Source organism: Acinetobacter sp. YH12134, assembly GCF_013418555.1.
Classification (GTDB): Bacteria; Pseudomonadota; Gammaproteobacteria; order Pseudomonadales; family Moraxellaceae; genus Acinetobacter; species Acinetobacter indicus.
On the sequence record NZ_VPBT01000040.1, the window covers coordinates 1 to 9,767 of the forward strand.

Sequence of the window (9,767 nt, forward strand, 5' to 3'; positions counted from 1 at the left end):
GACAAGCATCGTCATTTTATTATGGTCAGCCTCAGGGTGAAGTGTGTCTAATCAACAGGGTTTTCGGTCTCTAAGTACTTTTTAAAGGGAACATCATCGACTCAAATCTCTATTTGCAACAGTGCCGGCATTACTATCTGGAACTGGCAGAGAAAGATGAAGACAGCCATAAAGTGATTGCCAGCTGTAAAGGCACCCTGTGGAAATTCACCGCACAAAAAATCGTGTTAAGGTTTGAACGGGAAAGCGGCATTGAACTGTCCAGAGACTTGAATGTCCTGATCAAGGTCAAAGCCAAATTTGATCCGCAATATGGTTTCTCCGTCAATATTGAAGATATCGACTCCAGCTTCACCTTAGGTGACATTGCCAAACGCTATCAGCAGATCCTGCAGCGCCTGACCCAGGAAGGCCTGCTCAACAACAACAAACAGCTACCGGCACCTTTTGATTTGCAGAACGTACTGGTCATCGCCCCGGAAAATGCCGCCGGGCTGGGAGACTTTAAAAAAGATGCCGATGCCCTGGCTCAGGCGGGTGTCTGCCACTTCGTTTATCATTCAGCCACCTTCCAGGGCAATACTGCCCCAACCAGCATCATGCAGGCTCTGGCCAGTGCACTCAGGCAGTGGGCTCAAGATTACCAGACCGCTCCCGACCTAATTGTGATCATCCGTGGGGGTGGAGCAGTGAATGATCTGGCGTACCTGAACGACTATGATCTGGCTGCACTGTTGTGTAAAAGAACAGTGCCGATCTGGGTGGGCATTGGCCACGAGAAAGACCGCACCATTCTGGATGAAATCGCGCATCGCTCCTTTGATACCCCAAGTAAAGTCATCGCCGGGATCTGTAACCTGATTGTCGAACGGGTCAATGAAGCCAGTACTGCGCTGCAAACCATCAAACTGCTGTCCCAGCATCAGCTGACCGCCTATCAAAGCCAGAATGACCAGTATCTGAAAACCATCCAAACCCTGGCACAAAGCCAGCTCAATGATGCGCAGCGTAGCGTTGATCTGCTGAAAAGCGATACCCAGTATTTTGCCCAGCAACAGCTGCGGCAGGCTGTACAGCAGACCGAATCCCTGATGCGGGAAACCTTGCTACAGAACCCACGAAACGTGATGGCTAAAGGCTATGCGATTGTCCGCAGTCAGGGCAAAGCCATCCGCTCAGTGCAACAAATCACTGGCCAGCAACTCCAGATCGAACTCCAGGATGGCATGATTGATGCCACCGTGACACAGGTAAATACACATGAACAATGAAGAACTCAGTTTCAAACAGGGCTACGAGATTCTGAAGAAGAATGCCGAACTGCTGGAATCGCAGGAAGAACCGGATATTGATAACCTGATGGCGATCGTTGAAGAATCCATGACCGCCTACAAAGCCTGCAAATCAAGGATTGAGGCGGTTCAGCAGGCGCTCAATGACACCTTTAAGGAATAGAAAAAAAGCCTAAGGACCATAAAAACGCTTTGTCTGTTCAGTACGTATTCCTGTACTTAACTGTATAAAACCATGTGTTAGGTACAAAAATATGGACTTAACGATAACGATCAAACCGGATCTGAGCACTCGACCGATTGAACAGGAGAATACCGTCCGTTACTGCAATCCATGCCGGTCTACCTATCAGTGTTTTGAATCTCGTGAAAAACCCCGTGTTCATCTACCTGCATGTGTGGAATCGGGGTATGGGTCAGTTCTGCGATCGCAATCAGGTTTGCGGACATTTGCTTGCCCAATAACGCTCTAGCTTCCCTTACTTTGTCAGAAACTTCACTGGCTTGAGCTGATTCTTCTACAGGGATTTCGTCCTTTGTTGTTTTAGCCATGCGATTTAAGCCTCCTGAGTTGCTTGCAATATGATGAGCTCAATGTTTTACCATAGCGATATGAGTATCTTCCCAGCAGCGATCCGTCCGCAATAGGGGGGCTGGATAGATGTCCGGTTGTTAATTGTCACCTGTTTAACCTAAAAAGGGGTGTTGGCTTAATGGGTAATTTTCAATAATCCCTGCCAGCTGAAATAGTTCTGGGTCAGATGTGTCCGGTTCATCGACCATTTCCGCTGTGGTAAATAACACGATCCCACTGCCAGTTTAGTCTTGCCATATCTGGCTTGCACGGCTTCTAAAGCCTGCATCAGCTGTTCGTTGCTTTCACGCTGGCGATGGTCTGTAAGCAGATCAGGCACATAGCGGGTCTTGCTGACCAGACCGGTCAGAATCACCCCACATTTTTTATACTTTACCTCTGGCTTATAGATGCCTTGCAGTAACTGCATCGCAGCATGAATCAGATCAAGTACACAGTCCGTGGGTTCCGGGAATTCAAAGGCCAACGATTTGCTGTAATACGCTGTGTTTTGATCAAAGGGATTGGATTGCACAAAAGCAATGATACAGCCACACAGCGAGGCATCCGCACGCAAGCGCATGACTGCATCTTGCACATACTTACCCATGGCTTCTTTCAGATCATCCAGCTCAGTAATCCGTTCTCCAAAGGAGCGGCTAGCCACAATCTGCTGCTTGGGTGCAGGAGCATCCTCCAGTTGCAAACAGGAGATGCCCTGTAATTCCAGCACCGTGCGCTGCATCAGCACTGAAAACAAACTTCCCATGCGATGCGCATCCTGCATGGCCAGATCCAGTACCGAATGGATGCCCATCTGGTTCAGCTTTTTGACCAGCTTACGTCCCACACCCCAGACTTCACCCACCTCAATTCCAGCATACAGCGTTTCCTGATCCAGATAATCCAGCTCCAGCACATTGCATACGCCTGCAAAGCCAGGCCATTTCTTGGCAAGGTGATTGGCTAGCTTGGCTTCGGTCTTGCTGCGACCAATCCCGATGGATACCGGCAACCCGATCCAGGCCCAGATCCGCTGTTTCATCTCTCTGGCATAGCGGGTCAAGTCAAAATGCTGTGCATAACTGGTTAAATCCAGAAAACATTCATCAATCGAATAGATTTCCTGTTCATGCGGAGCCACATAACCGGCCAAAATCGAATGGAAGCGATTGGACATTTCCGCATACAGGGCATAGTTGCTCGACAGCACCACCACTTGATGCTGCCGGACAATGTCCTGAACCTGAAACAACGGAACACCCATCTTGATGCCCAGGGCTTTGGCCTCATTACTGCGGGCCACTGCACAACCATCATTATTGCTCAGCACAATCACTGGACGGTGATTCAGGCTGGGATTAAACACCCGTTCACAACTGACATAACAGTTGTTGATGTCGATCAGGGCATAAATCCGCTCGGGGCTGTTCATCTGAACTTCTTGATGACACTGGTGACTACACCCCAGATCAGCAGGGTCTGACCGTCTTTCAAATGGATATCCGCATAATCCGGGTTTTCCGCCTGTAACCAGCGTTTGTCGCCTTCAATCATCAGTCGTTTGATGGTGAAATCATTGTCGATCAGGGCCAGAACAATATCACCATGCTTGGGCTCAATACTGCGGTCCACGATCAGCTTGTCCTTCAGATCAATCCCGGCATCGCGCATGGAAAGCGATTCCACCTCAACGATAAAGGTAGCCTGCTGGTTCTGGATCAGGAACTCGTTCAGATCCAGGGTCTTGTCGATATAGTCTTGGGCTGGGGAAGGGAAACCTGCAGCCACCTTTTGCAAGGCAACCGGAATCTCATAATGTGTTCTGGCTTCAACCGGAGTAATCGAAGCAACATCATTGCGGGCTGGTTTTTTTATCTGATCCAGATACTGCCTGATCTCCAGTACACGGGCTTCGGGAACCCGGATCACTTTGGTTGGGCCTTCATGAACTGGTTTGCGACCAGCACCTTCACGGGCACCACCATGCTGAAATTCATCCATTTTACTTGTTCATCTTGATTGTGTAACATAATCAAGATGGTAAAACAGCAGTGGAAAAAAACAACTCCATTCGTCGGATTGTGTTCTGAATATCTATCTCACCAGAAGGTGGTTATAGATTACTTAGAGCAATCAAACTTGAGCTAAAAATTATTTGCAGCCCAAGCTGTTGAGGTTCAACTTCTACTGCAGAAGGTTTAAATCAAACCTGAGGGAACATGCCACGTGCATAAGAAAAAGGGCACTGTTGCAAAATACCCCAACCTTGGCAAGGTCACCGAGATTTATTCCATTAAATGACCTTAATTATAAGTATATGATTTAATTACTGGTATATAGTTTTTGGTGGAGTAAAATTTTGATCAATTTAGATCATTTAATGTGGTTTTGGTCACTTCATTTTAGGCATTTTAGTTTATAAAAGTCACCTATGTTTTTGATGCTGATTTTCGTGAGAAATAATAACAATATATAGTTTAATATAATGATTATTAATTATTTATAAATCGACTACAACAGGCTTTGTTGCATAAAGATTTTAAAGATAGAGCTTTCCTAAGTTGTTTAAATTTAAGTGACAACTTGGGTATGAGCTCGGCCTAATTCCATAAATTTATTTAATACTGCCACACGTGCATGAATCTCATTCACCTGGCTTTGAAAACTCCGTGCACTGAGTTTATCTCCCAATAATTTGATGCAATGCATCTTGGTTTCTACCAAGCTTCGGCGATGATACCCAGACCACTTTTTCCAAATTGCTCTTCCTAGGCATTTAACCGTTTTCAACAATTTATTTCTTTCTAAAGATCTCAGCTTTTTGTCTTTCCAGGGCTTCGCATTTTTTCTTGGCGGAATCACCGCATGTGCCTGTCGATCTGAAATGACTTTTCTGCAGTGTTTCGTGTCATAAGCACCATCTGTATAGACAGAATCAATCTGCTCATCAAGTGGAATTTGATCAAGTAAATCTTCGAGTACTTGTGAATCACTGACATTGTTTGTCGTGAGCTGAACGGCCCGTATTTGCAGCGTTTCAGCATCTATACCAATGTGAAGTTTACGCCATTGGCGACGATATTCAGGCTGATGTTTCTTACGTTTCCATTCACCTTCACCTAAAAACTTCAAGCCAGTAGAGTCGACGAGTAGGTGGAGACCATCACGACTTTTCTGATAGCTTATCGCAATATCAATATGCTTTTGTCTTCTACAAATAGTCGAATAATCTGGCGCTGTCCAATCTAATCTACAAAGTTTAATGAGGCTCTGAACAAAGCCAGTGACCATGCGTAAAGTGAGTCTAAATAGAGAGTTGATCATCAAACAGCATTGAATCGCTATGTCGGAGTAGGTTTGACTTCGACCTTGTTTGCCTTGAGGTTCTGCATACCATTGTGTTTTTGGATCGAACCAAATGGCAATATTCCCACGATTAATGAGAGCTCTGTTATATGCGGGCCAATTGGTTGTGCGGTAGATTTTGTGTGTAGGCTTCTTAATTTGGAAATTATATTGCCGAAGGAGTCCTTGAGAACAGCTTTGTGCAACAAAGCCAAACAATGATATAAAACACTTAATTATTTTATGTGTTTAAATTTCAACAGTATTTTGAACTGAAATTTGCAAAAACTACAGCAAAAAAACTGCGCTACTTAGCAGAAAATCAATGGAATAAAAATCAGTAGCTATCAACTTTTCGTTAAACACGAGAACTGATAAAAAGGTTTAGGTAAGTGCTGATTGATACAGTATATACAGAAGGGGAAAACAGAATTGTTCAAAAGTTTATTGGCTAACTCGTGAAACCAAATATACAGTAAGAATCTTATATGATCAGTTGGCCGACAATACAGGCTTCATTCAGTATCGTAAGAATTTAGGTGCATAATTCTAAAAAAACGTGGAACACAATTATTCACATAAAAGGCCCAATCTAGTATGATTGGGTTTTTTATTTTATAATTAACCAATTGATTTTAAAGTAAAATTAAAATAATTTCGCATAACGTGTATTATGTTAATTTTAGAGAAACTACTAAATTATATTGAGTTGTAAATATTTGAAATTCCGTTAAGATATTTTGGATTAAATTCTATTCCTAGATAGCATTCGTGTTGACTCATCTCTCCAAAAAACTTTGGTTTTGTTTTCTTATGGTTTTTGCCATAGGATGGAGTAGTGTGTCTGTTGCATCAGTAAAGATAATGCATATCAATATGCAAACTGAAATGAGCCAAGATCATTGTTTAGATCAAGCACAGCAAGTCACTCAACATGGTATTAATCACGAAGTACAGACGAATACCGATTGCCATAATCATTTAGCTCTTAATCAGAATATAGATCACAAAAAGTGTCAGGAATGTTCTAGCTTATCCTGCCAGACACAGATCTCATGTCTTCATTCTTTGCAAAGCTCGCTAGATCCCCTAGATACCTTCTATTCTGTAGATCAGCCTAATTTTTATTACCCCAACCAATATCTAAATGGGTATTGGCAAGAAATTTTACGTCCCCCTAAAGCTTAACCAATTTTTTTAAAATTTATTTATTTTTCAAAAATTAAGGTTAAGTTATGTCTCATAAAATTAGTTCGTACCTATTAGCAGGTATTTGTTTTGCATCGTCGCCTTTGGTTTTTGCCGAAGTGCGTGAATATCAGCTTGTTATTGATGAAGCAGTGGTCAGCCCAACTGGAAAGCCTGTAAAGCGCATTACCGTAAATGGTCAATTTCCTGCGCCTTTGCTTGAGTTTGAAGAGGGTGATGAAGCCATCATTCGCGTGAAAAATAATTTAAAAAACCAAGATTCTTCTATTCATTGGCACGGACTGTTGTTGCCGGGCATTATGGATGGTGTACCGGGATTTAATGGTTTTAACGGTATTAAGCCTCAAAGCGAGTATGTTTATAAATTCAAGATTCGCCAAAGCGGGACTTATTGGTATCACGCTCATTCTAAAGGACAGGAACAGGACGGCTTATATGGTTCTTTTGTGATTTATCCAAAAGGTAAAACACCATTGGCAGCACATGAAAAAGCTGAACGTGACTATGTGGTGATGTTGTCAGATTTTCATGAAAAAACCAGTGATCAAATTCAGAAAGATCTTAAAATTTCAGCTGAATATTATCAAGATCAGCGTGAAACCTTGGGTGATGTTTGGAAGCAGGTTAAACGTGATGGCATAAAAGCGACATGGTCTGACCGCAAAATGTGGAATCAGATGCGTATGCTAAAAACCGACATGTCGGATGTTACAGGTTATACCTTCCTCATTAATGGCAAAACACCTGAACAAAATTGGACAGGAATGTTTAAACCGAATGAAAAAATTCGCCTACGTTTTGTGAATGCATCTGCGATGTCTTTCTACGATGTCCGTATTCCTAACTTGAAAATGACTGTGGTCAGTGCTGATGGTCAGCCTGTAAAACCTGTTGCTGTGGATGAGTTTCGTATTGGCACAGCTGAAACTTATGATGTGATTGTGGAGCCAAAAGGCGGACATTATCAAATTGAAGCTGAGTCAATTGACCGTGCAGGCTATGCGATTGGTACACTGCACAATGAATTAAATCCTATGACACATGGCATTCATATGCCTGCACCACGTCCACGCTCACTTTTGACCATGGAAGATATGGGACATGGTGGCGGTGATCATGCAGGAATGGATCATTCGAAAATGAACCACGGCAATATGCAAGGCATGGATCACTCGAAAATGGATCATTCAAAAATGAACCATGGCGATATGCAAGGCATGGATCACTCGAAAATGGATCATTCACAGCATGGCACAGCAAAACCACAAGAAAATGATCAAGTGGTTTATGGTTGGGCAAATGCATCTACACCTGCGGGCAATAAAGCCTTGCAATATAGTGATTTAAAATCTTTAGAACCGCAAAAAGATACTCGTGAAGCTAGCAGTGAATTAGTAGTGCGTTTGGGCGGTACTATGGAGCGTTATATTTGGACGATTAACGGTAAAAAATTCAGCGATGCTGAGCCATTAAAAGTGAAGTATGGCGAGCGTATCCGTATCAAATTTATTAATGACAGTATGATGGCGCACCCCATGCATTTACATGGCATGTTTATGCAGTTGGAGAATGGTCAAGAGTCGGTAGATATGCCGAATAAACACACATTGATTGTACCACCGGGTAAAACAGTGACTGCTTTATTAACTGCGGATGAGTTGGGCGAATGGGCAATCCATTGTCATTTGTTGTATCACATGAGTGCAGGAATGATGAACAAGTTGATCGTGGCAAATGTTAGCGATGAACAAGTGTCTACAACGCCAATTCAAGGTACAAATTCGACTCAAACTCACCAAGTAACTGAGCAAAAAGGAGCTGGACATGCACATCACTAATTTTGTATTTAAAGCGTTTTTTTCTGTTGCGGTATTGAGTTTAACAAGCTTAAGTTTGGCGCACGAAGGGCATCATTCAACTGCTCAGACTGATGGAAAAAATGTACCATCAATGAATCATCAAGCGATGTCTGAGATGGATCATTCACAGCATTCTCCACAAGAGCATGCACAACACATGCAGATGATGGGGAAAATGAATCATGCTGCACATTCAGCACCGATGAACCATCAACATGCAGGTCATCAGCCAATGCATCACAAATCAACAGAGAAACAGCAAGATCAAAAAGTACAGAAAGGAGATCAACATGCGCACCATTAATCTTTTTTCTAAAACTGTTTTAGCAAGCTCTTTGTTGATGGTCAGTGCAGTGAGTTTGGCACATAATGGTGAAGATCATAGTGCGCCTGAAAAAATGACAGTTGCTACATCTTCTAGTCAAAATCAGCCGATGCAAATGGATCGCTCTCAAATGAACCATAGCCAAATGAATCAGGCACAACATCAGGCAAAATCTACGGTTAATTATTTACATCATGTACCAGATGCGAATGCTCAGCAGAGTTCGCATTATGATCATCGCTCAGAACACGGTGCGCAAATTTATGCGATTACGACAGTGGACAATAAGTGGCTTGTCAATGAAGATGGCACAGGTGATTTAAAGTCAGAGTTTGAAACCCGTATTGGCACAGATGAAAATAAGGTTTTTATTAAAATTCATGCCGATAAAGAAGAATCGCATGATGCACATTATGATGCCAAACTTTTATATAGCCGTATGATTTCAGACTTTTGGGATGCACAGATTGGTGCACGTTATCGTAGTGAAAAAGTTGAACTCAATGATCATCGCAAAGACACCGAAGAAAATGTTGATGCGGTGATTGGCTTACATGGTATGGCGCCATATTTCTTTGAAACTGATGCTTATCTCTATGCAGGAGAAGACAGTTATGCGGGCTTTAGCCTAGAAACGGAACGTGATTTTCTGATTACGCAAAAGTTGATTATTCAACCTTATTTAGAGTTGGATGCTATCTTTAGTGATGACTCTAAATATGCGAAAAAAACTGGTTTAAGCAGTGCAACCGCAGGGTTTGAAACTCGCTATGAAATCAGTAAAAAGATCATGCCGTATATCGACATTGCCTATGAGTATTCAAAAGGTAATGATGAAACGTCGTGGCAAATAGAATCAAACTCTGAGAAAGGTTGGTTATATGGAGCTGGTGTTAGATTTAGATTTTAATTAATTTAATGATTACTAAATAGCTTTATTTAAATAAAACTCTAGCTTAATGTGGCCGGAAGCAAAATGTTAACTTATTTTGCTTCCTTCCATTTAACATAATGGCTGTTATGCGAAGTCGACTTGTAAGCCCAAAGTAGAAATGTCCGGTTTCTCCAAAGTAAAAATGTCCGCTTTTAGAATATGCACTTTTGCAATTTTCTTAGCGGACGGTTTGATATGTTGGTGTCTATGTCGGATAAAGAACTTA

8 protein-coding genes and 1 pseudogene are annotated in these 9,767 nt (G+C 42.4%); 5 read left to right on the forward strand and 4 right to left on the reverse strand.

What is annotated here, in order from left to right:
* Nucleotides 1-113 precede the first annotated feature (113 nt).
* Both xseA and xseB read left to right on the forward strand, forming a co-directional pair.
* Nucleotides 114-1,271: pseudogene (gene xseA / locus FTU69_RS14335) on the forward strand (exodeoxyribonuclease VII large subunit); the annotation flags it as partial.
* A complete protein-coding gene (gene xseB, locus FTU69_RS14340) occupies nt 1,261-1,455 on the forward strand; it encodes an exodeoxyribonuclease VII small subunit (protein WP_005180690.1) in 195 nt (64 codons plus the stop codon). The pseudogene xseA and the gene xseB, both read left to right, overlap by 11 nt.
* Nucleotides 1,456-1,634: 179 nt before the next feature.
* On the opposite strand, the gene FTU69_RS14345 is transcribed toward xseB, so the two are convergent.
* The 4 genes from FTU69_RS14345 to FTU69_RS14360 all read right to left on the reverse strand — a co-directional run bounded on the left by FTU69_RS14345 (nt 1,635) and on the right by FTU69_RS14360 (nt 5,373).
* Entirely contained in the window at nt 1,635-1,844 is a 210-nt protein-coding gene (locus FTU69_RS14345; protein WP_127801938.1) for a hypothetical protein, read from the reverse strand.
* Between the two features lie 158 nt (nt 1,845-2,002).
* Nucleotides 2,003-3,301, reverse strand: coding sequence for a Y-family DNA polymerase (locus tag FTU69_RS14350; RefSeq protein ID WP_005180684.1), 1,299 nt, complete (start codon nt 3,299-3,301; stop codon nt 2,003-2,005).
* On the reverse strand, nt 3,298-3,870 hold the full coding sequence (locus tag FTU69_RS14355) for a LexA family transcriptional regulator (RefSeq protein WP_005180682.1): 573 nt from the start codon (nt 3,868-3,870) through the stop codon (nt 3,298-3,300). Before FTU69_RS14355 ends, FTU69_RS14350 begins: the two co-directional genes overlap by 4 nt.
* Nucleotides 3,871-4,440: 570 nt before the next feature.
* Entirely contained in the window at nt 4,441-5,373 is a 933-nt protein-coding gene (locus FTU69_RS14360; protein WP_180104088.1) for an IS5 family transposase, read from the reverse strand.
* Between the two features lie 1,076 nt (nt 5,374-6,449).
* Here FTU69_RS14360 and FTU69_RS14365 point away from each other — a divergent pair.
* Genes FTU69_RS14365 through FTU69_RS14375 form a run of 3 tightly spaced genes read left to right on the forward strand, consistent with a single transcriptional unit; the run spans nt 6,450 to nt 9,517 of the window.
* Nucleotides 6,450-8,261 carry a copper resistance system multicopper oxidase gene (locus FTU69_RS14365; RefSeq protein WP_034583971.1) on the forward strand — a complete coding sequence of 604 codons (1,812 nt, stop codon included), beginning with the start codon at nt 6,450-6,452 and terminating at the stop codon, nt 8,259-8,261.
* Nucleotides 8,248-8,586: a hypothetical protein gene (locus FTU69_RS14370; RefSeq protein ID WP_004897649.1), complete on the forward strand. Its 339-nt coding sequence runs from the start codon at nt 8,248-8,250 to the stop codon at nt 8,584-8,586. Before FTU69_RS14365 ends, FTU69_RS14370 begins: the two co-directional genes overlap by 14 nt.
* Entirely contained in the window at nt 8,573-9,517 is a 945-nt protein-coding gene (locus FTU69_RS14375; protein WP_180104087.1) for a copper resistance protein B, read from the forward strand. Before FTU69_RS14370 ends, FTU69_RS14375 begins: the two co-directional genes overlap by 14 nt.
* Nucleotides 9,518-9,767: the final 250 nt, after the last annotated feature.

Excerpts from the sequence above, each read along its gene's own strand:
- xseB (WP_005180690.1), top strand. The coding sequence starts at position 1,261 with ATGAACAATGAAGAACTCAGTTTCAAACAGGGCTACGAGATTCTGAAG.
- FTU69_RS14345 (WP_127801938.1), bottom strand. The coding sequence starts at position 1,844 with ATGGCTAAAACAACAAAGGACGAAATCCCTGTAGAAGAATCAGCTCAA.
- FTU69_RS14350 (WP_005180684.1), bottom strand. The coding sequence starts at position 3,301 with ATGAACAGCCCCGAGCGGATTTATGCCCTGATCGACATCAACAACTGT.
- FTU69_RS14355 (WP_005180682.1), bottom strand. The coding sequence starts at position 3,870 with ATGGATGAATTTCAGCATGGTGGTGCCCGTGAAGGTGCTGGTCGCAAA.
- FTU69_RS14365 (WP_034583971.1), top strand. The coding sequence starts at position 6,450 with ATGTCTCATAAAATTAGTTCGTACCTATTAGCAGGTATTTGTTTTGCA.
- FTU69_RS14370 (WP_004897649.1), top strand. The coding sequence starts at position 8,248 with ATGCACATCACTAATTTTGTATTTAAAGCGTTTTTTTCTGTTGCGGTA.
- FTU69_RS14375 (WP_180104087.1), top strand. The coding sequence starts at position 8,573 with ATGCGCACCATTAATCTTTTTTCTAAAACTGTTTTAGCAAGCTCTTTG.